Source organism: Saccharothrix isguenensis, assembly GCF_052936305.1.
Map to the genome: position 1 here is coordinate 6,643,955 of NZ_CP193626.1, position 22,010 is coordinate 6,665,964.

The 22,010-nt window shown below is 70.8% G+C and carries 25 protein-coding genes; 1 reads left to right on the plus strand and 24 read right to left on the minus strand.

The features are described from left to right. Positions 1-24: 24 nt before the first annotated feature. From ACRAKI_RS29745 to rpsB, 5 genes are all read right to left on the minus strand, one after another. Positions 25-876: a phosphatidate cytidylyltransferase gene (locus ACRAKI_RS29745; protein ID WP_447003800.1), complete on the minus strand. Its 852-nt coding sequence runs from the start codon at positions 874-876 to the stop codon at positions 25-27. Positions 877-960: 84 nt separating this feature from the next. Continuing rightward, a complete protein-coding gene (gene frr, locus ACRAKI_RS29750; protein WP_447003801.1) occupies positions 961-1,518 on the minus strand; it encodes a ribosome recycling factor in 558 nt (185 codons plus the stop codon). Positions 1,519-1,564: 46 nt separating this feature from the next. Continuing rightward, positions 1,565-2,275 carry a UMP kinase gene (pyrH, locus tag ACRAKI_RS29755; protein WP_447008558.1) on the minus strand — a complete coding sequence of 237 codons (711 nt, stop codon included), beginning with the start codon at positions 2,273-2,275 and terminating at the stop codon, positions 1,565-1,567. Positions 2,276-2,414: 139 nt separating this feature from the next. Next, on the minus strand, positions 2,415-3,230 hold the full coding sequence (gene tsf / locus ACRAKI_RS29760) for a translation elongation factor Ts (RefSeq protein WP_447003802.1): 816 nt from the start codon (positions 3,228-3,230) through the stop codon (positions 2,415-2,417). A 145-nt stretch (positions 3,231-3,375) separates the two neighbouring features. Then, positions 3,376-4,245 (minus strand): 30S ribosomal protein S2, encoded by an 870-nt coding sequence (rpsB, locus tag ACRAKI_RS29765; RefSeq protein WP_447003803.1) that lies wholly within the window; start codon positions 4,243-4,245, stop codon positions 3,376-3,378. Positions 4,246-4,640: 395 nt separating this feature from the next. Here rpsB and ACRAKI_RS29770 point away from each other — a divergent pair, with 395 nt between their 5' ends. Further along, positions 4,641-5,135: a M23 family metallopeptidase gene (locus ACRAKI_RS29770; RefSeq protein ID WP_447003804.1), complete on the plus strand. Its 495-nt coding sequence runs from the start codon at positions 4,641-4,643 to the stop codon at positions 5,133-5,135. Between the two features lie 674 nt (positions 5,136-5,809). On the opposite strand, the gene ACRAKI_RS29775 is transcribed toward ACRAKI_RS29770, so the two are convergent. The 19 genes from ACRAKI_RS29775 to ffh all read right to left on the minus strand — a co-directional run bounded on the left by ACRAKI_RS29775 (position 5,810) and on the right by ffh (position 22,004). Continuing rightward, positions 5,810-6,712 carry a FliA/WhiG family RNA polymerase sigma factor gene (locus ACRAKI_RS29775; protein ID WP_447008559.1) on the minus strand — a complete coding sequence of 301 codons (903 nt, stop codon included), beginning with the start codon at positions 6,710-6,712 and terminating at the stop codon, positions 5,810-5,812. A gap of 343 nt (positions 6,713-7,055) precedes the next feature. Next, complete coding sequence (locus ACRAKI_RS29780; protein WP_447003805.1) at positions 7,056-8,033, minus strand: tyrosine recombinase XerC; 978 nt, start codon at positions 8,031-8,033, stop codon at positions 7,056-7,058. Between the two features lie 33 nt (positions 8,034-8,066). After that, on the minus strand, positions 8,067-9,215 hold the full coding sequence (dprA, locus tag ACRAKI_RS29785) for a DNA-processing protein DprA (protein ID WP_447003806.1): 1,149 nt from the start codon (positions 9,213-9,215) through the stop codon (positions 8,067-8,069). Then, positions 9,212-10,723, minus strand: a complete 1,512-nt coding sequence (locus ACRAKI_RS29790) for a YifB family Mg chelatase-like AAA ATPase (protein WP_447003807.1) — start codon at positions 10,721-10,723, stop codon at positions 9,212-9,214. Before ACRAKI_RS29790 ends, dprA begins: the two co-directional genes overlap by 4 nt. After that, the gene (locus ACRAKI_RS29795) at positions 10,723-11,076 is read right to left on the minus strand and encodes a YraN family protein (RefSeq protein ID WP_447003808.1); all 354 of its coding nucleotides are present in this window, start codon (positions 11,074-11,076) and stop codon (positions 10,723-10,725) included. Before ACRAKI_RS29795 ends, ACRAKI_RS29790 begins: the two co-directional genes overlap by 1 nt. Positions 11,077-11,328: 252 nt before the next feature. Then, on the minus strand, positions 11,329-11,652 hold the full coding sequence (locus tag ACRAKI_RS29800; protein ID WP_015104440.1) for a DUF2469 domain-containing protein: 324 nt from the start codon (positions 11,650-11,652) through the stop codon (positions 11,329-11,331). Further along, complete coding sequence (locus tag ACRAKI_RS29805; RefSeq protein WP_447003809.1) at positions 11,652-12,446, minus strand: ribonuclease HII; 795 nt, start codon at positions 12,444-12,446, stop codon at positions 11,652-11,654. The genes ACRAKI_RS29800 and ACRAKI_RS29805 overlap by 1 nt, the downstream gene beginning before the upstream one ends. A gap of 9 nt (positions 12,447-12,455) precedes the next feature. After that, on the minus strand, positions 12,456-13,358 hold the full coding sequence (lepB, locus tag ACRAKI_RS29810) for a signal peptidase I (RefSeq protein ID WP_447003810.1): 903 nt from the start codon (positions 13,356-13,358) through the stop codon (positions 12,456-12,458). Positions 13,359-13,362: 4 nt separating this feature from the next. Continuing rightward, on the minus strand, positions 13,363-14,277 hold the full coding sequence (lepB, locus tag ACRAKI_RS29815) for a signal peptidase I (protein WP_447003811.1): 915 nt from the start codon (positions 14,275-14,277) through the stop codon (positions 13,363-13,365). 34 nt (positions 14,278-14,311) lie between these two features. Then, positions 14,312-14,671 carry a 50S ribosomal protein L19 gene (gene rplS / locus ACRAKI_RS29820; RefSeq protein WP_033437630.1) on the minus strand — a complete coding sequence of 120 codons (360 nt, stop codon included), beginning with the start codon at positions 14,669-14,671 and terminating at the stop codon, positions 14,312-14,314. Positions 14,672-14,850: 179 nt separating this feature from the next. Further along, on the minus strand, positions 14,851-15,585 hold the full coding sequence (gene trmD / locus ACRAKI_RS29825) for a tRNA (guanosine(37)-N1)-methyltransferase TrmD (protein WP_447003812.1): 735 nt from the start codon (positions 15,583-15,585) through the stop codon (positions 14,851-14,853). Then, positions 15,575-16,093, minus strand: a complete 519-nt coding sequence (rimM, locus tag ACRAKI_RS29830) for a ribosome maturation factor RimM (protein WP_447003813.1) — start codon at positions 16,091-16,093, stop codon at positions 15,575-15,577. Before rimM ends, trmD begins: the two co-directional genes overlap by 11 nt. A 7-nt stretch (positions 16,094-16,100) precedes the next feature. Further along, positions 16,101-16,340 (minus strand): RNA-binding protein, encoded by a 240-nt coding sequence (locus tag ACRAKI_RS29835; RefSeq protein ID WP_015104447.1) that lies wholly within the window; start codon positions 16,338-16,340, stop codon positions 16,101-16,103. Next, positions 16,337-16,834 carry a 30S ribosomal protein S16 gene (gene rpsP, locus ACRAKI_RS29840; protein WP_447003814.1) on the minus strand — a complete coding sequence of 166 codons (498 nt, stop codon included), beginning with the start codon at positions 16,832-16,834 and terminating at the stop codon, positions 16,337-16,339. Before rpsP ends, ACRAKI_RS29835 begins: the two co-directional genes overlap by 4 nt. Positions 16,835-16,987: 153 nt before the next feature. After that, positions 16,988-17,743, minus strand: a complete 756-nt coding sequence (locus ACRAKI_RS29845) for a LamB/YcsF family protein (protein ID WP_447003815.1) — start codon at positions 17,741-17,743, stop codon at positions 16,988-16,990. Further along, the gene (locus ACRAKI_RS29850) at positions 17,740-18,522 is read right to left on the minus strand and encodes a CPBP family intramembrane glutamic endopeptidase (protein ID WP_447003816.1); all 783 of its coding nucleotides are present in this window, start codon (positions 18,520-18,522) and stop codon (positions 17,740-17,742) included. Before ACRAKI_RS29850 ends, ACRAKI_RS29845 begins: the two co-directional genes overlap by 4 nt. Before the next feature lie 9 nt (positions 18,523-18,531). Beyond that, positions 18,532-19,242: a CPBP family intramembrane glutamic endopeptidase gene (locus ACRAKI_RS29855; RefSeq protein ID WP_447003817.1), complete on the minus strand. Its 711-nt coding sequence runs from the start codon at positions 19,240-19,242 to the stop codon at positions 18,532-18,534. Between the two features lie 147 nt (positions 19,243-19,389). After that, entirely contained in the window at positions 19,390-20,466 is a 1,077-nt protein-coding gene (locus ACRAKI_RS29860; RefSeq protein WP_447003818.1) for an amidohydrolase family protein, read from the minus strand. After that, on the minus strand, positions 20,463-22,004 hold the full coding sequence (ffh, locus tag ACRAKI_RS29865; protein ID WP_447003819.1) for a signal recognition particle protein: 1,542 nt from the start codon (positions 22,002-22,004) through the stop codon (positions 20,463-20,465). The genes ACRAKI_RS29860 and ffh overlap by 4 nt, the downstream gene beginning before the upstream one ends. Positions 22,005-22,010 lie beyond the last annotated feature (6 nt).

The window sequence follows — 22,010 nt, forward strand, 5'->3', positions numbered from 1 at the left end:
GACCCGAAGCGCTGGACCTGAGCCTCAAACCGGCACGAACACGTACAGCAGCAGCCAGGACACCACGGCCGACGGCAGCAGCGAGTCCATCCGGTCCATCAGCCCGCCGTGACCGGGCAGCAGCGTGCCCATGTCCTTGATCCCCAGGTCCCGCTTGATCAGCGACTCGACCAGGTCGCCGACCGTCGCGGTGACGACCAGGGCGGCGCCGAACAGCACACCCTGCCACCACTGGCCGTCGAGCATCACGCCGACGGTCAGCGCGCCACCGACCATGCCCGCCACCATCGAGCCCGCGAAACCCTCCCAGGACTTCTTCGGGCTGATGGCGGGGGCCATGGGGTGCTTGCCGAACAGCACACCGGCCACGTAGCCGCCGGTGTCGGACAGCACGACGCCGATCAGGAACGCCAGGACGCGGAACACGCCGTCGTCCGGCACGACCAGCATCACCGCGAACGACGCGAACACCGCCACGTACGCGACCGTGAAGATGGACGCGGTGACGTCACGCAGGTAGCCGTCCGCGCCGTCCTTGAGCCGCCAGACCAGGCACACCAGGATGGTCAGCACGAACGCGCTCAACACCCCGTCGCGCCCGAACGGCCAGGCCAGCCACACCACGGCCTGCCCACCCAGCAGCACGGGCACCAGGGCCACCCGGATGCCCGCGCTGCGCTTGAGCGCGCCCATCAGCTCGTACATGGACACGGCTACCGCGGCGGCGACGACGCCGACGAACAGCTCGCGCACCGTGAACAGCGCGACGAGGATGACCGCGCCCAAGCCGAGACCCACGGCGATGGCCGCGGGCAGGTTGCGCCCCGCGCGTGACGCGCTCTTCTCCGGCGCGTCCTGGTCACCGCCGCCTGACACGTGCTGTGCTCCTATCACGGCCGCCGACCGGCCGACCAATGCGTGCGGCCGGTGACCCGGACCCGCCGACCCGACGTGACCGACCTAGACCTCGAGCAGCTCGGCTTCCTTGTGCTTGACCAGCTCGTCGATCTGGGCGACGTACCGGTGGGTGACGTTCTCCAGCTCCTTCTCGGCGCGGGAGCCGTCGTCCTCACCGACCTCGCCGTCCTTGACCAGGCGGTCCAGCTCTTCCTTGGCCTTGCGGCGGATGTTGCGGATGGACACCTTGGCGTCCTCGCCCTTGCTCTTGGCGACCTTCACCATCTCGCGCCGGCGTTCCTCGGACAGCTGCGGGATCACCACGCGGATGATCGAGCCGTCGTTGCTCGGGTTCACGCCCAGGTCCGAGTCGCGGATGGCCTTCTCGACCGCGTTCAGCTGGGTGGCGTCGTAGGGCTTGATCACCGCCATGCGCGCCTCCGGGATGGCGACGCTGGCGAGCTGGTTCAGCGGGGTCGGCGAACCGTAGTACTCGACCACGATGCGGGAGAACATCGAGGGGTTGGCGCGGCCGGTGCGCACCGCGGCCAGGTCCTCCTTCGCCACTGACACCGCTTTTTCCATCTTCTCCTCGGCGTCGAGGAGGGTCTCGTCAATCACGGCTGACTCCCTTGGTGTGCGCGGTTCGGCTCGAATCCCAGCAGGTCTAGAAGGACGGGCGACCACCGGGGGTGCTCACCAGTGTGCCGATCTTCTCACCGCGGACGGCGCGGGCGATGTTCCCCTCGGTGAGCAGGTTGAAGACCATGATCGGCATGTTGTTGTCCATGCACAGGCTGAACGCGGTCGCGTCGGCGACGTTGAGGCCGCGTTCGAGCACTTCCCGGTGGGTGATGTTGTCGAACATCAACGCGTCCGGGTCGGTCTTCGGGTCCGCGGTGTAGACGCCGTCCACGGCCTTGGCCATCAGGACGATCTCGCAGCCGATCTCCAGCGCGCGCTGCGCGGCGGTGGTGTCGGTGGAGAAGTACGGCATGCCGGCACCGCCGCCGAAGATCACCACGCGCCCCTTGTCGAGGTGCCGCATGGCCCGGCGGGGGATGTAGGACTCGGCGATCTGGCCCATCGTGATGGCCGTCTGCACGCGGGTCTCGATGCCGTGCTCGCGCTCCAGGAAGTCCTGCAAGGCGAGGCAGTTCATCACGGTGCCCAGCATGCCCATGTAGTCGGCGCGGCTGCGGTCCATGCCGCGCTGCTGCAGCTCGGCGCCGCGGAAGAAGTTGCCGCCGCCGATGACGACCGCGACCTGGACCCCGGTCCGGACGACGGCGGCGATCTGGCGCGACACGGTCTGCACGACGTCGGGGTCGACGCCGACACCGCCGCCGCCGAACATCTCGCCGCCCAGCTTGAGCATCACCCGGCGGTAGCCGTGCACCGGCTCGTCGTCGGCGTGCTCCGATTTGGCGGGCTCTACCTCTGCGCTCACAGGTCCTCCTCTGGACACGGCAAGGGCGGGGTCGCGACGCGTGCGCGCAACCCCGCCCTCACGCGAATCAGGCCTGGCCGACCTCGAACCGGGCGAAGCGGGTCACGGTGACCCCGGCCTCGTCCAGCACGGCCTTGACGGTCTTCTTGGACTCCGTGACGGACGACTGCTCCAGGAGCACGACGTCCTTGAAGAAGCCGTTCACCCGACCCTCGACGATCTTGGACAGCGCCGCTTCCGGCTTGCCCTCCTCGCGCGCGGTCTCCTCGGCGATGTGGCGCTCGTTGGCGACCACGTCGGCGGGCACCTCGTCCCGGGTGAGGAAGCGCGGACGCATCGCGGCGATCTGCATCGCGGCGCCGCGGGCGGCGTCCTCGTTGTCACCGGAGTACTCGACCATCACGCCGACGGCGGGCGGCAGGTCCGCGGCACGACGGTGCAGGTAGGTGGTCACGGTGCCGTCGAAAACGGCGACCTTGGCCAGCTCCAGCTTCTCGCCGATCTTCGCCGAGAACTCCTGCACGACCGCTTCGATGCTCTTGCCGTCGAGCTCCGCGGCCTTCAGGGCGTCGACGTCGGCCGGGCGCGTGGCCTTGGCGACGGCGACGATCCGGGAGGCCAGCTCCTGGAAGTCCGCGTTCTTCGCGACGAAGTCCGTCTCGCAGCGCAGCTCGACCATCACGCCGTCCTCGGCCACGACGAGGCCGTTGGAGGTCGTGCGCTCGGCGCGCTTGCCGACGTCCTTCGCACCCTTGATGCGCAGGATCTCGATCGCCTTGTCGAAGTCGCCGTCGGTCTCCTCAAGCGCCTTCTTGCAGTCCATCATGCCTGCGGCGGTCAGCTCGCGGAGGCGCTTCACGTCAGCGGCGGTGTAGTTCGCCATCGTGCGATTTCCCGTTCCTTCTGCGGTCAGATCGTCGACTTGGCCGTTGACTCTGTCAGTCGGCTCGCCGACGTGGCTTGGCGCTGGGGTGGTGCTGTGCGCGCGCCGCGCCCACCGTTCACGGGTGGGCGCGGCGCGTGACTGATCAGGACTGCGCGGGCTCGCTGCCCTCGGCAGCCGGCGCCTCGGCAGCCGGCGCCTCGGGAGCGGCGGCAGCGGCGGCGGGCACGTCCGCGCCCACCAGCAGCTCCTGCTCCCACTCGGCCAGCGGCTCGTCCTGGCCGGGCTCGGGCTTGTCCTCGCCCTCGGCGGCCTTGGTGCGGGCGCCGGAGCGCGCCATCAGACCGGCGGCGGCGGCCTCGGCCACCACCTTGGTCAGCAGCGCGGCGGACCGGATCGCGTCGTCGTTGCCCGGGATCGGGTAGTCGACCTCGTCCGGGTCGCAGTTCGTGTCGAGGATCGCCACGATCGGGATGTTCAGCTTGCGCGCCTCGCCGACGGCGATGTGCTCCTTCTTGGTGTCCACGATCCACACGGCGCTGGGCACCTTGGACATGTCGCGGATACCACCGAGCGTGCGCTCCAGCTTGTCCTTCTCACGGTTCATCATCAGGATTTCCTTCTTGGTGAAACCCTGGAAACCGCCGGTCTGCTCCATCGACTCGAGTTCCTTGAGCCGCTGGAGGCGCTTGTGGACCGTGGAGAAGTTGGTGAGCATGCCGCCCAGCCAGCGCTGGTTCACGAAGGGCATGCCGACGCGGAGGGCCTCGTTGGCGATGGCCTCCTGCGCCTGCTTCTTCGTGCCGATGAACAGGATCGAACCGCCGTGCGCGACCGTTTCCCGAACGAACTCGTAAGCCCGGTCGATGTAGGTCAGCGTCTGCTGGAGGTCGATGATGTAGATGCCGTTGCGCTCGGTGAAGATGTAGCGCTTCATCTTCGGGTTCCAGCGGCGGGTCTGGTGCCCGAAGTGCACGCCGCTGTCGAGCAGCTGCTTCATGGTGACGACGGCCATGGCCGGGTTCGCACCTCTTCGATCAGGCGCGCCGGGCTTCGAGGCCGGCACGCGTTCCGGTTCGTCGCGGCGGGCCGGGTCGGACCGCCGCCCTGGTGCCCTTGCCGTCGTCCGAACCGGAGGGTTTTCGCCTCAGGACCGCCGGACGCCGTGACCCGGCCGTGGGAACGGGTCGGGTCTGCATTGGCACGCGAAGTCGTCCCGCACTTGCACGGGCCGCGGACCGAGTGTACGCCGGTCAGGGCGGGGACAACGAACCGGCCCTGAGTTGTCCACAGCCCCCGCAGTTGTCCACAGTTCCGACGAAGCCACTGGTAGCCCCCGGTCCGCCCCGGAACGCTGGACCCATGACTCCCACCATGCGAACACTGCTGGTCCTGGCCTTGACAACGTTCATGACGGTACCTCTGGTGCCCTTGACGGCGTCGGGCCGGGCGTCCCGCCCAACCCGGTTCGCCTGGCCGCTGGCCCCACCACGTGAAGTGGTCCGCGTGTTCGAGGCCCCGGAGACCGCGTACGCCGCCGGTCACCGGGGCGTGGACCTGGCCGGACCGCCAGGCGCCGCCGTGCTGGCTGCCGGAGACGCGGTGGTGCTGCACGCGGGTCCGGTGGCGGACCGGCCGGTGATCTCGCTGCTGCACGCCGGTGGCCTGCGGACCACGTACGAGCCGGTGGACGTGACCGTGCGGAGGGGGCAACTGGTACGCCGAGGAGACCGGATCGGCACACTCCGCCCAGGCCACGAGGGTTGCCCGACCGAAGCCTGCCTCCACTGGGGAGCACTGCGAACATCCCCCGCACGCGCCTACCTGGATCCCTTGCGCCTGCTCTCCACCGGCCCCGTCCGCCTGCTGCCAAGGGCGGACGCCCCCACCCAACCCGACCGCTGACCCACTCACACTCGGGCCGACCGCCGACCGCCACCACCGCGACCGCGCCACCACCCAACCGCCAGCCCACCACTGACCCACCCAACCGCCAGCCACCAACCGCCGGTGCGCTCCGCAACTGGGCCATGCGCCCACCCAGCCGCCGGACCTCCGGACCGCAGAAGCCCGCACACCACGCCCTGCACCACACCCAACCGATCGCATACCCAACCGATCGCATACCCAGCCGACCGCAAGCCCGACCGACCGACCGATCGCTCGCCTGGCTGGCCGCTGGCACTGCTCGATCACATGCCCCGCCAGCCGCACCCGGGCTTGGCGCACACCCGGCTTGCCGCAGACCGCCCGGCCACCGATCCGGCCGATCCACAGGCCTGCCCGACCTCAGGTCCGCCGAACCCGCTCGTCCCAGGCCGCCCACTCGGCCGGAGACCATCGACCATCCGGCGGCAGACCACCTGATCACGGACGCACCAGGCCCCGCAGGCCCGTCCGATCCGGCCGGCTGCCTGGTCCACCCGACCGCACAACCGCGCGACCGCCTGACCGACGGCTCGCCCGACCGAACGGTTGCCCAAGCGCGACCGGCTGACCGACCGGCGACCTGATAGGCCCGGCCGCCCCAAGGGTCGGTCGACCGGGGCTGCCCGGACAGCCGGCCGGGCAGGAAGCGGTTAGGACTCGAGCTGTTCGTTCAGCTTGGTGCGCAGGCGCAACACCGCGCGGGTGTGCAGCTGGCACACTCGGGATTCGGTGACGCCCAGGACCTTGCCGATCTCGGCCAATGTCAGGTTCTCGAAGTAGTACAGCGTGACCACGACCCGGTCTCGCTCGGCGAGCTGTGCGATCGCGTCGGCGAGCTGGCGGCGGCTGTCCAAGTCGACCAGCGTGGCGATCGGGTCCTCCGCGCCCTCGTCGGGCAGGGACTCGGCCAGTGACGAGCCCGCTCCACCGGTGCTGCGCCCGGCCGCGATCAGCTCGTCCAGCGCCACGACGCTGGTCAGCTGGAGCTGCGCGTAGAGCTCCCGCAGCTCACCGAGCCCGATCTTCAGCTCGGCGGCCAGCTCCCGGTCGGTCGGGGTGCGCTGGAGGCGGGCGCCCAGGCGTTCCAGCGCCCGCTCGACGTCACGGGCCCGGCTGCGGACGGAGCGCGGTACCCAGTCCTGCGAGCGGAGGTCGTCGAGGATCGCGCCGCGGATGCGCTGCATCGCGTAGGTCTCGAACTTCAGTCCGCGCTCGGGCTCGAACTTCTCGATCGCGTCGACCAGGCCGAAGATGCCGGACTGGATCAGGTCGCCGACATCCACGTGCGCGGGCAGACCGGTGCCGACCCGGCCCGCGACGTACTTCACCAACGGCGCGTAGTGCAGCACGAGCCGGTCCCGCAGACCCTGCTGCCGCGACTGGCCGTAGGTGTGCCAGAGCGCGATGATCCCGGCTTCCACGTCATCCGCGGTGCGCTCGGACGCCCCGTGCGCCGGCCTCCCGACCACCGCTGCCACGACGGCGTGCCCGTTGCGCGGCAGTTCGTCCGGGATCGAGTCGGGAAGGGGACCGGGAAGGGAGTCGTCGGGCATGGGTTCACCGGGCAGGACGTCACCGGGCAGGACGTCACCGGGCAGGCGGTCAGCCGGCAAGGCCGCGCCGAGAGGTTCGTCGAGGTGGGGCTCGTCGCGGAGAGGCTCTGTGCGGAGGGATTCGTCGGACAGGGGTGCGCCGTTCCGAGGCTCGTCGTGCGGGGGCTGGTCGCGGTGGGTCTTGTCCCGCTGGTGCTGGTCGCGCGGGTGTTCGCCGCGCAGGTGCTCGCCGTCGACGCGGTGACCGTTCGTCCCAGCCGGGGTGCGCGCCGCCGACGAGGTCCCGACGTGCGCGGCGGAGGAAGAGGTCACGGTTGCGGTCCGCGAACCTCCCCCTGCGACGTCAGGAGCGGGGGTGGGTTCGGTCATGGATCGCCTTCAGCCGTTCGACGGTGACGTGTGTGTAGAGCTGAGTCGTTGCGAGCGTAGCGTGACCAAGAAGCTCTTGGACTGTGCGCAGGTCCGCTCCCCCTTCCAACAGGTGCGTGGCCGCGGAGTGGCGCAGGCCGTGCGGTCCGGTGTCGGCCGTTCCGGGCACCGCACCCACTACATCGTGGACAATCCGCCTGGCGGTACGCGGGTCGAGCCTGCCGCCTCGCGCGCCGATCAACAGCGCCCGTTGTGAACGGTCGTTGACCAGCGCCGATCGGCCGTGTTCCACCCACCGTCGTACAGCACGTTCGGCCGGAACGCCGAACGGCACGGTGCGTTCGCGACTCCCCTTGCCCAGAACCCGAATCACCCTTTGGGAGTAGTCCACGTCGTCGAGGTCGAGACCGCACAACTCGGCGACCCGGACGCCTGTTGCGTACAGCAACTCCACCACGGCTTGGTCACGGAGCGCAACCGGATCGCCCTGTTCGGCACCCACTTCCGCAGCGGCCATCGCCGCGCCGGCCTGGTCCGGCCGCAGCACCGCGGGCAAGGTCCGACGGGGTCGGGGTGCGGAGAGTCGCGGCCCCGGATCGGCGGCGAGCAGGCCGTTCCGGGCCGCCCACGCGGTGAACGTGCGTGCGGAGGCGGCACGGCGGGCCATCGTCGTGCGGCTCGCACCGGCGGAGTGCTGGGAAGCCAACCAGGACCGCAGGCCCGGCAGGTCGATCGCTTCCACGGTGACGTCGTCGGGCGTTCCGCCGGCTAAGTGGACCAACAACGCCACCACGTCGCCGAGGTAAGCCCGAACCGTGTGCGGGGACAGGCCGCGTTCCATGGCGAGGTGGCGTTCGTAGCGGTCCAGGGCTGTCGTCACGTCTCCGGGCAGCGCACGGCGCAGGCGGACAAGTTCGACACGACGTGTCCGAGCGGGCGGCGGCGGGGACATAGCCCCTGACGCTCCGCCCTTGAGCGCCCTTGGTCAAGTATCGCCACGCCAACTCTCCATCTGGGAGCGCTTCCAACCTGTTTCGACCCTTTCTGCGAGACCGGCCAGTTCCAGTTGTGGCAGCAAGGCCCGCACCCGCGACAGCTCCACGCCGGACTCCACTGAGATCATCTCCGGACCGTGCCCGGATGAGAGGCCCAAGGCTTCGAAGACCCGCATCGCGTCACCCTGCGGCGGCCCGGTGTCGAGCTTCCGGCTCGCCTCGACGAGGTCGACGCCGAGCCGGCCGGTCGACTCGATGACCTCGGCGACGCTGGTGACCGGCAACGCGCTCCCCGACCGCAGCAGCTCGTGGCAGCCCGACGAACTGGCCGAGGTGATCGGCCCCGGAACCGCCATCAGCACCCTCCCGAGCGCCGCCGTGGACGCGGCCGTGTTCTTGGCCCCGCTGCGCTGACCCGCTTCGACCACGACCGTCCCCTCCGCCAGCGCCGCGATGAGCCGATTCCGGGTGAGGAACCGGTGGCGGGCCGGCGTGTGGGTCGGCGGGTACTCGCTGACGAGCAGGCCCTGGCTTGGGATGCGCTCCAGCAAGGCTCGGTGACCGGCGGGATAGGCGATGTCGACCCCGCAAGCGAGCACGGCGATGGTCATCCCGCCCGCCGTGATCGCGCCCCGGTGAGCGGCGCCGTCGATGCCGTAAGCGGCGCCGGACACCACCGTGACACCGGCTTCGGCCAGCCCGTGCCCGAATTCACCGGCGACGTGCTGCCCGTACCCGGAAGCGGCCCGACTGCCCACCACCGCAACCGCCCGCTCGGTGAGCGAGGCAAGGCTGAACTCACCGCGCACCCACAACGCCAGCGGCTCCACGCCGCACCGAAGCCCGTTGGCCGCGGCGATGGCCAGCGCGTTGAAGGGCCACCGGGGCCACTCGTCATCCTCGGGAACCACCAACCGCCCGCCGACCTCGGCCGCGACCTCCAGGTCACGCTCGGCCTGATCCACCGACCGCCGGGCGGACGTCTCGCTGTCGACCGCCCCGGGAACCTCCCCGGCCCGAACCAGCTCGGCCGCCCGCACCGGCCCCACTTCGGCAACGAGCCCGACCAGCGCCACGGCGGGCGGCTCGGCCACCCGCGACAGGTAGGCGCGGGCCAGCCGGACCGCGTCGGTGCTCACCACATCCTCCGCTCGCGGAACTCCAGCGCCGCTGCCACGTGGTCCGCCGTGGGCCGGCCGACCTCCGCCAGGTCCGCCAACGTCCAGGCGACTCGCAGACAACGATCCGACCCCCGGCCAGTCAGAACGCCCTTGGCGAGCGCTCGATCGAGGATCGACGTCGTCTCCCGGGGAAGGGCGAACTCCGTCCGCAACACCGGGCCGGGCACTTCGGCGTTGGTGAACCAGCCGTGCTCGCCCCAGCGCTCCGCCGCCCGCGTCCTGGCCTTGTGCACCCGTTCGCGCACGGTCGCGGTGGGCTCCGGATCGGCGACGAACTCACGGCTCATCACGGTCAGCGGACGCATCACCACCCTCAGGTCGACCCGGTCCAGCAAGGGGCCGGACAGCTTCGTCTCGTACCGCCTCCTGGCCGCCGGGAGGCAGATGCAGTCGATGTCCTTCGGAGGCGCGCAGGGGCAGGGGTTGGTGGCCATCACCAACTGGAACCGGGCCGGGTAGCGGGTGATGCCGTCACGCCTGGCGAGGCGGACCTCGCCCTCTTCCAACGCCGTGCGCAGGGCCTCCAGCTTCCCCAGGCCGAACTCGCGTGCCTCGTCCAGGAACAGCACCCCCCGGTGGGCCCGGCTCATCGCCCCCGGCTTGGCCAGACCGGTGCCGCCGCCGACCAACGCGACGATCGACGTCGAGTGGTGCAGCGAGACGAACGGCGGCGCGGAGACCAGCGGGGCCTCCGGCGTGAGGAGACCGGCGATGGAGTGCACGGCCGTGACGCCCAGCGCCTCCTCCATCGACAACGGCGGGAGGAGGCCGGCCAGGCGTTGGGCCAGCATCGTCTTCCCGGTGCCCGGTGGGCCGGTCAGGAGGATGTGGTGCCCCCCGGCGGCGGCGACCTCCAGCGCCCACCTGGCTTCCGGTTGGCCTACGACGTCGGCCAGGTCCGGGCCGTCCGGTGGTGGGACGATGGTGGGCGGGGTGGTGTGGCGGAGCGTTTCCCGGCCGGCCAGCCACTCCAGGACGTCGGTCAGGGTGGCCGCGCCGCACACGGTCAGGCCGTCCACCAAGGCCGCTTCGTGGAGCGCGTCGACCGGGACGATCACCTGGGTCAGGCCTGCCCTCCTGGCCGCCATCAGGGCCGGCAGGACACCCCTGACCGTGCGCACCCGGCCGTCCAGCGCCAGCTCGCCCAAGAGGACGGTGCCCGCCAGTCGGTCCCCCGGGATCGCCTGGGCCGCCGCCAGGACGACGCACGCGATGGCCAGGTCGTAGCCGGAGCCGTTCTTCGGCAGGGTGGCCGGGGACAGGCCCAGCGTCACGCGCTGGGACGGCCAGTCGTGGCCGCTGTTGCGCACCGCCGCCTTCACCCGGTCCTTCGACTCGTGCAGGGCCGCGTCGGGGAGGCCGAGGAGCTGGGTCTTCACGGTCCCGACGCCCACGTCGGCCTCGATCTCCACCGGGACGCCGTCCACGCCGGACAACGCCACGGACCACGTTCGCGCGAGCGCCATCAGACACCTCGCAAGTGGTGCAGGCGGACCTGGCCGGCGGGCGGCCACTCGATCGCGATGACGTCGTAGCGGATGTCCACCCGGCCGATCCGGTGGGCGCTCAACCAGCGCAGCGCCGATTTCCGCACGCGGTCGAGCTTCTCCGGCGTCACGGCTTCCAGGGGTGTCCCCCGCGTGGTGCCCGAACGGCATTTCACCTCGACCACCACCAGCCGCGCGCCGTCCGTCGCCACGACGTCCAGCTCGCCCTCGTCACACCGCCAGTTGCGGGCCAGGATCGACAGGCCCTGGTGCTCCAGGTAGCGGCACGCCGCGTCCTCGCCGCGCCTGCCCAGATCGGTCGCCGTGTTCATGCCCCACTCCTCCGGAATCGGTCTTGGTGCGACCTTGCCGGGGTGGTGGAGGGGCGGCCACGGGCAACCGGCCGGCTGTGGACAACTCAGCGGGCTGTGGACAGAGCCCGGGCGGTTGTCGGGGCGGGGTGCTATCGGCAGGGAAGGCCGGAACGACCAGGGCACAGTCAGGACAGGTAAGGGCAGGACTGGAAGGCGGGAATGACGCAAAGGGGCCCGCCCGATGGGCAGGCCCCTGCGACTCAGCGGGTATCAGGAGTTGAACGGACCGTCCTCGGGCAACCTGAGGTCGGGCTTGTCCAGCTCCTCGACGTTGACGTCCTTGAAGGTGATCACCCGGACGTTCTTCACGAACCGGGCGGGGCGGTACATGTCCCACACCCACGCGTCGGACATCCGCACCTCGAAGTAGACCTCGCCGTCCGCGTTGCGGACCTGCACGTCCACCGAGTTGGCCAGGTAGAACCGCCGCTCGGTCTCCACGACGAACGAGAACTGGCTGACGATGTCGCGGTACTCCTTGTACAGCGACAACTCCATCTCGGTCTCGTACTTCTCGAGATCCTCTGCACTCATTACGCCTCCGCGCGGGTAATCATCGAATCCGCGCCCCTCCTCGTCGCGAGCCTGCCACCGCTGGTCTGCGGGGTTGGCCCATTCTGGACCACGGCGGCGGCAACCACACCGCGCGCCACCGGGTGCGGCGATTCCAGTCCGTGCCGGAGCGCCGCGGCCGACACGTTCGCATACGACCAGCGGTGTTGCGCACTCGGGCCGTGTTCCGCCAGCGCCTCGGTGTGCTCGGGGGTGCTGTAGCCCTTGTGCACGTCGAACCCGTAGACGGGCAGTTCCTCGTGCATCCGGGTCATGATCCGATCCCGCGTGACCTTGGCCAGCACGGACGCCGCCGCGACGCACGCCGCCACCCGGTCGCCCTTGACCACCGGCATGTTGGGCGCGGTGAGGCCGGGGACCGGGAAGCCGTCGGTCAACACGTACCCCGGATGTACGCCCAGTTGAGCGACAGCACGACGCATGCCTTCGAGGTTCGCCACGTGCACGCCGATCAAGTCGACCTCGGCGGCCGGGATCACGATCACCGCGTAGTCGAGCGCGCGCTTGAGCACCACGTCGTACATGCGGTCCCGCGCGGCGGCGGTGAGCAGCTTGGAGTCGGTGAGCCCGTCGAACTTCGCCGCGTCACCCGGCTTGAGCACGCACGACGCCACGACCAGCGGCCCCGCGCAGGCGCCGCGACCGGCCTCGTCCACACCGGCCACCGGACCGAGACCACGCCGGGCCAACGCGGCTTCGAACGCCCAGATGCCCGCGGTTTGCCGAACCTGGACGCGAGGCGGCTTGCGGATCACCCGTCGACCCTATCCCAGCCGCCCGCTCCGAAAACGCGCCCTGGCCCGCTTGCCCAGCAGGAGCACCGGCCACGCCGCCGCCAAACCCGCTCCGGCCGGCAGCGCGTCCTGCCACGCGGGCGCCCCGAGAGTTACGGCCTGCGGGTCGTGGTCGCCCACGCCCTGCCAGCGGCCGGGCGGCAGCACGATCGCCCGCGCCTTGCCCACCACGTTGTCCACCGGCACCAGACCGCCCTCGCGACCGTCGCCCTGGCAGCGCGAGTCGCACGAGTCGTTCCGGTTGTCACCCATCACGAACAGGTAGCCCTCTGGGACCTCCAGGTCCGCGAACGACTCCTGCACCGTGCTGCGCCCCGGCGCCCAGTACACGTACGGCTCGTCCAGCGGCTTCCCGTCGACCACGACCCGGTTGCGGTCGTCGCAGCACTTCACGGTCTGCCCGCCGACCGCGACGACCCGCTTGACGAAGTCCTCCTGGTTCGCCGACGGGAATCCCAGCAGCGAACCGAGGCCTTGGAGCCCGCGGGCGATCGGGTTGGTCGGCTCGGCGGCCACGAAGTCCTGGTTGATCCAGGTGTCCGGGCCGTGGAAGACGATCACGTCACCCGGTTCGGGCTCGGAGAAGTCGTAGGTCAGCTTGTCGACCAGCACCCGGTCGCCGAAGCACCCGTTCGAGCAGCCGTGCAGCGTCTGCTCCATCGACTCCGACGGGATCATGTAGACCTTCGCCAGGAACGTCTGGATGAGCACCGCGAGCAGCACCGCGACACCGATCAGGATCGGCAGCTCTTTCCAGAACGACCCCTTGCCCTTGGCCGTCTTGCGCGCGCGGGCACGCCACTGCTCGACCTTCTCCTCGTGCTCCGGGTCCCCCTCGTCGGAGGGACCTCGGGACGGTGCGACGTCTACCACCCGGTCAGCGTACCGACGAGGCCTGTGAGGCCCTGGTCAACCGGCTGCGCAGTTTCCGCCCGAGGAACAGCACGGGCCACGCCGCGGCCAGTCCGGCGCCCGCCGGGACACCTGCCTGCCACGCGGGCGCGCCGATCGCGAGGGCCTGCGGGTTGTGGTCGCCGATGCCCTGCCAGCGGCCGGGCGGCAGCACGATCACCCGCGCCTTGCCGATGACGTTGTCCTCCGGCACGGTGCCCGCCACGCCGCCGCCGCCCTGCTTGCGCGAGTCGGTGGAGTTCGTGCGGTTGTCACCCATCACCCAGAGGTGGCCTTCGGGCACCTTGACCGGCTCGAACGGGTCGTGGTTCTCCGGAGACGTGCCGGGCTGCCAGTAGATGTACGGCTCGTCCAGCGGCTTGCCGTCGACCTTCACCCGGTGCTGCTCGTCGCAGCACTCGACGGTCTGGCCGCCGACCGCGATGACCCGCTTGACGAAGTCGCGCTCGTCCGGCGGCGCGAGGCCGACCAGCGAGGCCACCGACTGGATGCCCGCCACGATCGGGTTGTCCGAGCGGGCGGAGTTGAAGTCGTTGTTGCCCCACGTCTCGGGGCCGCGGAACACGACGACCTCGCCCGGCTCGATCTCGGCGAAGTCGTAGACCAGCTTGTCGACCAGCACCCGGTCGTTTTTGCAACCGGGGCAGCCGTGGAGGGTCTCCTCCATCGACTGCGACGGGATCACGTACACCCGCGCGAGGAACGTCTGGATCAGGATCGTCAGGACGAGAGCCGTGGCGCCCAGCACGAGCAGTTCGCGCCAGAGCGGGGGCTTCTTCTTGTCCTTCTTGGACTTGCCACCCGCAGCCGGGTCCGCAATGGACTCGGCTGCGGGTTCCTGACCGTCTTCGTCAGCGGAGCGGTGCACGGGATCTGCCACGTGGGCAGGCTACTGCTTCCGCGTGTGCCCGGCGTCAGGAGGCCGGCCGGGCCTCGCGCTTCTCCTTGATCTTGGCGGCCTTGCCGCGCAGGTCGCGGAGGTAGTACAGCTTCGCCCGGCGGACGGCGCCGCGGGTCGCGACCTCGATCTCGGCGATGTTCGGGGAGTGCACCGGGAAGGTGCGCTCGACGCCGACACCGAACGAGACCTTGCGGACGGTGAAGGTCTCACGGATGCCGCCACCCTGGCGGCGGATCACGACGCCCTGGAACACCTGGACCCGCTCGCGGGAGCCCTCGATGACGCGGACGTGGACCTTCAGCGTGTCGCCCGGCCGGAAGCTGGGGATGTCGGAGCGCAGCGACTGGGCGTCAAGAGCGTCCAGGGTGTTCATCGGTGGTCCGTCCTCGTCCTCACGTGTATTGCGTACTCCCCCAGGGCGCGGACTATCTCAAGTTACACACGCGCACGGGGGCGGGCCTAGCGCACGCCGGATGAGTTGAACCGGGTGCAGCAACCTGTCCAGTGTGCCAGACGAGGGTCGGCGGCACGAAATCGCCCCCGCCCGGCACGTCAGTCCAGGCCGTCCAACAGCTTGCGGTCGTGCTTGTCGAGCGCGCCCTCGGGCAGGGCGTCGAGCAGCTCGGGACGGCGTTCGCGGGTGCGGCGCAACGACTGGTCGCGCCGCCAGCGGTCGATCGCCTTGTGGTTGCCGGAACGCAGCACCTCCGGCACCGCGAGGTCGCGCCACACCTCGGGGCGGGTGTAGCTGGGGCCTTCCAGCAGGCCGTCGGAGAACGAGTCCTCGGCGGCCGACTTGGGGTTTCCCAGCACGCCCGGCAGCAGCCGGACGACCGCCTCGACCACCACCAGGACGGCCACCTCGCCGCCGACGAGGACGTAGTCGCCGATGGAGACCTCGTCCACGCGCATCCGGCGGGACGCGTCGTCCACCACCCGCTGGTCGATGCCCTCGTACCGGCCGCAGGCGAACACCAGGTGCTCTTCCGCGGCGTACTCGTGCGCCAACCGCTGGGTGAACGGGCGGCCGGCGGGCGTGGGCACGACGAGCCGGGTGGCCGGGGTGCAGACCTGGTCCAGCGCGTCACCCCAGACCTGGGGCTTCATCACCATGCCCGGACCACCGCCGTACGGGCTGTCGTCGACCGCCTTGTGCACGTCGTGCGTCCAGCCCCGCAGGTCGTGCACGCCGACGCTGATCAGGCCCTTGTCGATGGCCTTGCCCAGCAGGGCGGCGCGCAGCGGGTCCAGGTACTCCGGGAAGATCGTGACGACGTCAATCCGCATCGAGCAGGCCCTCGGGCGGGTCGATCACCACGCGCCGGCCGGCGATGTCCACCGTCGGCACGATCTGGCGCACGAACGGCACCAGGGTCTCGTCCCCGTTCTCGCGCTTGACGACCAGCAGCTCGCCGCCCAGCCCGTGCACGATCTCCAGCACGGTGCCGATCCGGGTGCCGTCGACCAGCTCGGCCGTCAGCCCTTCGAGCTCGTGGTCGTAGAACTCGTCCGGGTCGTCCGTGGGCGGCAGGTCCTCGGTGCGGCCCAGCAGCACCGTGCCGCGCAGCGTCTCCGCCACGTCGCGGGTCAGCACTTCCTCGAAACGCACCAGCAGCCGCCCGGAGTGGTTCCGGGCGGCTGCGACGGTGAGGTTGCGGGACGTGCCGTCGCGCAGTTTGGCGGTCAGCACCGAACCCAGGGCGAACCTGGTCCCGGGTGAATCCGTGCGCACGTCGACAGCGAGCTCGCCGCTGATCCCGTGCGCCTTGGCCACTCGGCCGACGACGACGTCCATGTGCGCGTCAGCGATCGGTGTCGACCACGTCGACACGCACGCCACGACCACCGATACCGGCCATCACGGTGCGCAGGGCGGTCGCGGTGCGGCCGCTGCGGCCGATCACCTTGCCGAGGTCGTCCGGGTGGACGTGGACCTCCAGCGTGCGACCGCGTCGGGTCGTGACCAGGTTCACCCGGACGTCGTCCGGGTGGTCGACGATGCCCCGAACGAGGTGTTCGAGAGCGTCAGCCAACAAGCTCACGCCTCGTCCTTGGCTGCCTCGGCGGCGGGCTCGGCTTCGACCTTCTCGGCGTCGGCCTTCTTGGCCTCGACCTTCTCGGCGTCGGCCTTCTTGGCGTCGTCGCGCTTCGGCGACTTCTTCTTCGGGGTCGTCGCGTCGGTCGACGGGGCGTCGCCCGCGGCGGCCAGCGCGGCGGCGAAGAGCTCCGCCTTGCTCGTCTTGGGCTCCTTGACCCTCAACGTGCCCTCGGCGCCCGGCAGGCCCTTGAACTTCTGCCAGTCACCGGTGATCTCCAGCAGCCGCTGCACGGACTCGGTCGGCTGCGCGCCGACACCCAGCCAGTACTGCGCGCGCTCGCTGTCCACGGCGATGAACGACGGCTCTTCCTTGGGGTGGTACTTGCCGATCGTCTCGATGGCCTTGCCGCTGCGGCGGACGCGGGCATCGGCGACGACGATCCGGTAGTACGGCTGACGGATCTTGCCAAGCCGCTGAAGCTTGATCTTGACGGCCACGGGTGTGGGTGCTCCTCGTGCTCTCGATGTGCTCAGGTGCGGGCAGTCCTCACCCGAGTGGGGCACGGGTGGTGAAAGCCCAGTGTCTGGGGCGCCACGGCACGGTGAGAGGGACCGACCTCGGCGAACAACCGACCATTCTGCCAGACGCCTCTAGCGCGACACGAATCGGGCCACGGGGATGCCCGCCCGCTCCAGCGCGCCGCGGACTTCCCTGGCGTGGTCGACCGCCCCCGGGGTGTCGCCGTGGAGGCAGATCGAGTCGACTTCGACCTTCAGGACGGCGCCGTCGACGGCCACCAGTTCGCCGTGCCGGGCGAGCCTCAGCACCCGGGCCACGACGTCGTCCGTGCCGGTCAGGACGGCGTTCGGCTGCGTCCTCGGCACCAGGGTGGCCTCCGGCGTGTACGCGCGGTCGGCGAACGCTTCGCGGACCGGGCGCAGGCCGGCCCGCTCGGCGTGGTGGAGGAGCCGGGACCCGGGCAGGCCGAGGACGGGCAGGTCCCCGAACGCCTTGACGCCGTCCACCACGGCCCTGGCCTGCGCGTCGTGGTGGACGGTGGCGTTGTAGAGCGCGCCGTGCGGTTTCACGTAGTCGACCGCAGTGCCGGCGGCCTTGGCGCAGGCGTCCAGCGCGCCGATCTGGTACAGGACCTCGTCGGCGAGTTCGGCCGGGTCGGCGTCGATGAACCGGCGGCCGAAGCCGGCCAGGTCGCGGTAGGACACCTGGGCGCCCACGGCCACGCCCGCGCCCGCGGCCCGCCGGCAGACCCGACGCATGGTCGACGGGTCGCCGGCGTGGAAGCCGCAGGCCACGTTCGCGCTGGTCACGATGTCGAGCAGGGCTTCGTCGTCACCCAGGCGCCAGATGCCGAAGCCCTCACCGAGGTCGCTGTTGAGGTCGATCACGCGGGCATCACCCCGACCGAGACGAGGAGCAGGGTCAGGCCGGGCAGGAAGTTGTTGATCACGTGCGCGACGACGCTCGCGGTGAGCCTGCGGGTGATCAGGCGGGCGATGCCGATCGGCAGCGCGATGACGATCAGCAGCGACGTCCGGAGCGGTTCGAGGTGGCTGGCCGCGAAGATGACCGTGGTGAGCACGAACGCCGCCCACCGGCTCCAGCGCTGCCGCTCGATCGCGCCCCACAGCAGGCCGCGGTAGATGACCTCCTCGCACACCGGGCCCAGGAAGCACACGTAGAGGAACATCACGATCGCGGCGCCGAGGGGCAGGCCGGCGCCGTCCACCAGCTCGCCGATGGCGGAGGTGGCGTTCTTGTCGCCGACCACCTTCGACCAGATCACGGCGGCCACGTAGGTCAGCACCAGGCCGAGCGCGCCCAGCTTGAGGCCGACCTTCACGTCCGCCCAGTCCCAGGCCAGCCGCAGGTCGTGGAACGGCCCGTTGCCGCGCACGTACGTGATCGCGACCGCGACGCCCGCCGCCAGCACCGTCGGCACCATCGAGCCGACCAGGATGAACGTGACGGAGCGGTTGAGGTCCGTGCCCGAGGTGCGGGCCAACGCGGTGATGAACACCGCGCTGAGCACGAAGATCGCCTCGACGAGCAGGAACGCGCCGAAGCCCCAGCGCTGGCCGGTGCGCGCCGGTTCCGGCTCACGCCCGACGGCGCGGACGCTGGCGATCAGGCCTGTCGGAGGTTCATCCGATGGTGTCACAGCCATCCACCCTAGTCAGCCGGTGTACAGGTAGACGGCGGGCAGCAGGTTGTTCGCCGCGTGGGCGACGACGCTGGCGGCCACCCGGCCGGTGATCATGCGGGCCGCGCCGATGGCGAGCCCCTGCGCGAACAAGCCGATCATGCGCCAGCTCTCCTCGTGCAGGAAGGCGAAGATCAGGGCGGTGAAGGCGAGGACCGCCAGTCTGGGGATCTTGTAGTGGGCCAGTGCCTGCCACAGCGCTCCCCTCAGGAGGACTTCCTCGGTCAGCGGAGCACCGATGAGGACGAACAGCGCCGCCGCGGCCAGCCAGACCGTGCGGCCGCCGGAGAGCGCCCCGATCTGCTCCAGGGAGCTGGACTGGTCGGGGTTGAAGCGCAGCAGCAGCGCGCCGACGAGCCAGGCGGCCAGCAGCGCGGCGCCGCCGGCGGCCAGGCCTACCTTGACGTCACGCCAGGTCGGGACGAGGCCGAAGTCCTTGTTCGGCCCGTTGCCCCTGCGCCAGGAGACGACGACGGGGCCGAGGCCGAGCAGGACGTTCGGCAGGAAGACCAGGAGCAGCAGCGGGCCGAGGACCGGTGGATCGGTGATGTCCACTTCGGCGAAGCGGTCGGCGGTCGCGGCGGTGAAGACGAGCGTCGCGAGGTGGTAGCCCGCGAGCCCGGTGAAGAACGCCAGAAAACCCCAGTGCGCCCTGCCGGTGTCCTGGTCCCGCTGTTCCTCCACTCGTCCGAACGTAGTGGTCCGGGGGTCGGGGTGACCGCACGAGGTCGTTCAAGATCACCCTGACGGCCGCAGCGGGGTCACCGGGCGCAGGAAGAATTGCGCCCGGAGCACCTTCCCGCCGGATTGTCGTGGGGCCGTCGGTCCGGGTCAGCCGTGGATCCGGCCGCGCAGCATCACGAGCTTCGGGTGGCGCAGGGCGTCGAGGTCGGTCCGCGGGTCGGTGTCGTAGACCACGACGTCGGCTGCCGCGCCCTCGGTCAGCGACGGGAACCCGAGCCACTCGCGCGCGGCCCAGGAGGCGGCGCCGAGGGCCTGGGAAGGGCTCATGCCGACCCTCGTCAGGGCCTGGATCTCGTCCACGATGCGGCCGTGCTTGATACCGCCGCCCGCGTCGGTGCCCGCGTACACCGGGACGCCCGCCTCGACGGCCTTGGCGACCGTGTCGGTGTTCCGCTCGTACAGGTCCCGCATGTGGCGCTGGTAGACCGGGTACTTCTCCGCGCCGGCCGCGATGGCCGGGAAGTTCTCGATGTTGATCAGGGTCGGCACCAGCGCGGTGCCGCGGCGGGCCATCCGCGCGATGGTGTCGTCGGTCAGGCCGGAGCCGTGCTCGATGCAGTCGATGCCCGCGTCGATCAGGGCGGGCAGTGCCTCTTCGCCGAAGACGTGCGCGGTGACCCTGGCCTTGTTCTCGTGCGCGACCTTGATCGCCTCGGTGAGGACGTCCTGGCTCCACAGGGGCGCCAGGTCGCCGGTGCCGCGGTCGATCCAGTCGCCGACGAGCTTGACCCAGCCGTCACCCTCGGCGACCTGCTCGGCCACCGCGGCCGGCAGGTCGGCCGGGTCCTCGACCTCCACGCCGATGTACTTGATGTACCGCTTGGGCCGGGCCAGGTGCCTGCCCGCGCGGATGATCCGGGGCAGGTCCAGCCGCTCCTGCAACGGGCGGGTGTCCAGCGGCGAGCCGCAGTCCCGGATGAGCAGCGTGCCCGCCCGCCGGTCCGCCAACGCCTGGTCGACGGCCTCGGGCAGGTCCACCGCGCCGTCGGCGCCCAGGCCCACGTGGCAGTGCGCGTCCACCAGGCCGGGCACGAGGTAGCCGCCGTCGACCACGGTGGTGGCGCCCGGGACGGGCCGGGTGCGGATGCGGCCGTTGACCACCCACACGTCCTGCGGGGCGTCGCCCCCGGGGAGGACCACGCCCCGCAGGTGCAGGCCGGTCACTTGCCGAACTTCAGCTTCGACGGGTCGAAGCCGGGTGGCAGCTGGTCGAGCCCGCCGAGACCGGGCGGGAGTTCGTTCGCGCCGCCCTGGGGTGGCATGCCGGGCATGCCACCGCCGGGGAGCATGCCGGGGAACCCGCCGCGCACCTTCGGCGGCGTCGGGCCGCGGCCCTTGCCCTTCTTCCCCTTCTTGCCCTTGCCCTTGCGGGTGTTCTTGCCGCCCGCGCCGGGCAGGCCGAAGCGGCCGGCCATCTGGCTCATCATCTTGCGGGCCTCGAAGAAGCGGTTGACCAGGTCGTTCACATCGCTGACCCGGACGCCCGAGCCGTTGGCGATGCGCAGCCGCCGGGACGCGTTGATGAGCTTCGGGTCGTCCCGCTCGGCCGGGGTCATGCCCCGGATGATGGCCTGGACCCGGTCGAGGTGCTTCTCGTCCAACCCGGCCAGCTGGTCCTTCATCTGGCCCGCGCCGGGCAGCATGCCCAGCAGGTTCGCGATCGGCCCCATCTTGCGCAGGGCGAGCATCTGCTCCAGGAAGTCCTCCAGCGTGAGCTGGCCGGAGCCCATCTTGACCGCGGCGGCCTCGGCCTGGTCCGCGTCGAACGCCTGTTCCGCCTGCTCGATCAGGGTGAGCATGTCGCCCATGCCCAGGATCCGGCTGGCCATCCGGTCCGGGTGGAAGACGTCGAAGTCCTCCAGCTTCTCCCCGTTCGAGGCGAACAGGATGGGCTGGCCGGTGACCTCGCGGACGCTGAGCGCGGCGCCACCGCGGGCGTCGCCGTCCAGCTTGGTGAGCACCACGCCGGTGAAGCCGACGCCCTCGGCGAACGCGGTCGCGGTGTTCACCGCGTCCTGGCCGATCATCGCGTCGACCACGAACAGCACTTCGTCGGGGCTGGTGGCGGTCCTGATGTCAGCGGCCTGCCGCATCATCTCCTCGTCCACGCCGAGGCGGCCCGCGGTGTCGACCAGCACGATGTCGTGCTGGGCCCGCTTGGCCTCCTCGATGCCCTTGCGGGCCACGTCGACCGGGTCGCCCACGCCGTTGCCCGGCTCGGGGGCGAACACCGGGACGCCCGCGCGCTGGCCGACCACCTGGAGCTGGGTGACCGCGTTGGGTCGCTGGAGGTCGCAGGCCACCAGCATCGGGGTGTGGCCCTGGTTCTTGAGCCACTTGGCGAGCTTGCCCGCCAGGGTCGTCTTGCCGGCGCCCTGGAGACCCGCGAGCATGATCACGCTCGGCGGGTTCTTGGCCAGGTTGAGCCTGCGGGTCTCCCCGCCGAGGATGCCGACCAGCTCCTCGTTGACGATCTTGACGACCTGCTGGGCCGGGTTCAGGGCCTGGCTGACCTCGGCGCCCTTGGCCCGCTCCTTGACCTTCGCGATGAACGTCCGCACCACGGGCAGCGCGACGTCGGCCTCCAGCAGCGCGACCCGGATCTCGCGCGCGGTCGCGTCGATGTCGGCCTCGGTGAGCCGCCCCTTGCCCCGCAGGTTCTGCAGGACCGAGGTGAGCCGGTCGGAAAGGGTGTTGAACACGTTGCC

What these genes read in the sequence shown, in the direction of transcription:
- ACRAKI_RS29800 (WP_015104440.1), bottom strand. Translation starts at nt 11,652, where the DNA reads ATGAGTGCAGAGGATCTCGAGAAGTACGAGACCGAGATGGAGTTGTCG.
- ACRAKI_RS29770 (WP_447003804.1), top strand. Translation starts at nt 4,641, where the DNA reads ATGACGGTACCTCTGGTGCCCTTGACGGCGTCGGGCCGGGCGTCCCGC.
- ACRAKI_RS29780 (WP_447003805.1), bottom strand. Translation starts at nt 8,033, where the DNA reads ATGTCCCCGCCGCCGCCCGCTCGGACACGTCGTGTCGAACTTGTCCGC.
- ACRAKI_RS29775 (WP_447008559.1), bottom strand. Translation starts at nt 6,712, where the DNA reads ATGCCCGACGACTCCCTTCCCGGTCCCCTTCCCGACTCGATCCCGGAC.
- rpsB (WP_447003803.1), bottom strand. Translation starts at nt 4,245, where the DNA reads ATGGCCGTCGTCACCATGAAGCAGCTGCTCGACAGCGGCGTGCACTTC.
- ACRAKI_RS29795 (WP_447003808.1), bottom strand. Translation starts at nt 11,076, where the DNA reads ATGAACACGGCGACCGATCTGGGCAGGCGCGGCGAGGACGCGGCGTGC.
- pyrH (WP_447008558.1), bottom strand. Translation starts at nt 2,275, where the DNA reads ATGCTCAAGCTGGGCGGCGAGATGTTCGGCGGCGGCGGTGTCGGCGTC.
- trmD (WP_447003812.1), bottom strand. Translation starts at nt 15,585, where the DNA reads ATGCGGATTGACGTCGTCACGATCTTCCCGGAGTACCTGGACCCGCTG.
- rplS (WP_033437630.1), bottom strand. Translation starts at nt 14,671, where the DNA reads ATGAACACCCTGGACGCTCTTGACGCCCAGTCGCTGCGCTCCGACATC.
- ACRAKI_RS29850 (WP_447003816.1), bottom strand. Translation starts at nt 18,522, where the DNA reads ATGGCTGTGACACCATCGGATGAACCTCCGACAGGCCTGATCGCCAGC.
- tsf (WP_447003802.1), bottom strand. Translation starts at nt 3,230, where the DNA reads ATGGCGAACTACACCGCCGCTGACGTGAAGCGCCTCCGCGAGCTGACC.
- ACRAKI_RS29790 (WP_447003807.1), bottom strand. Translation starts at nt 10,723, where the DNA reads ATGGCGCTCGCGCGAACGTGGTCCGTGGCGTTGTCCGGCGTGGACGGC.
- rimM (WP_447003813.1), bottom strand. Translation starts at nt 16,093, where the DNA reads ATGGACGTCGTCGTCGGCCGAGTGGCCAAGGCGCACGGGATCAGCGGC.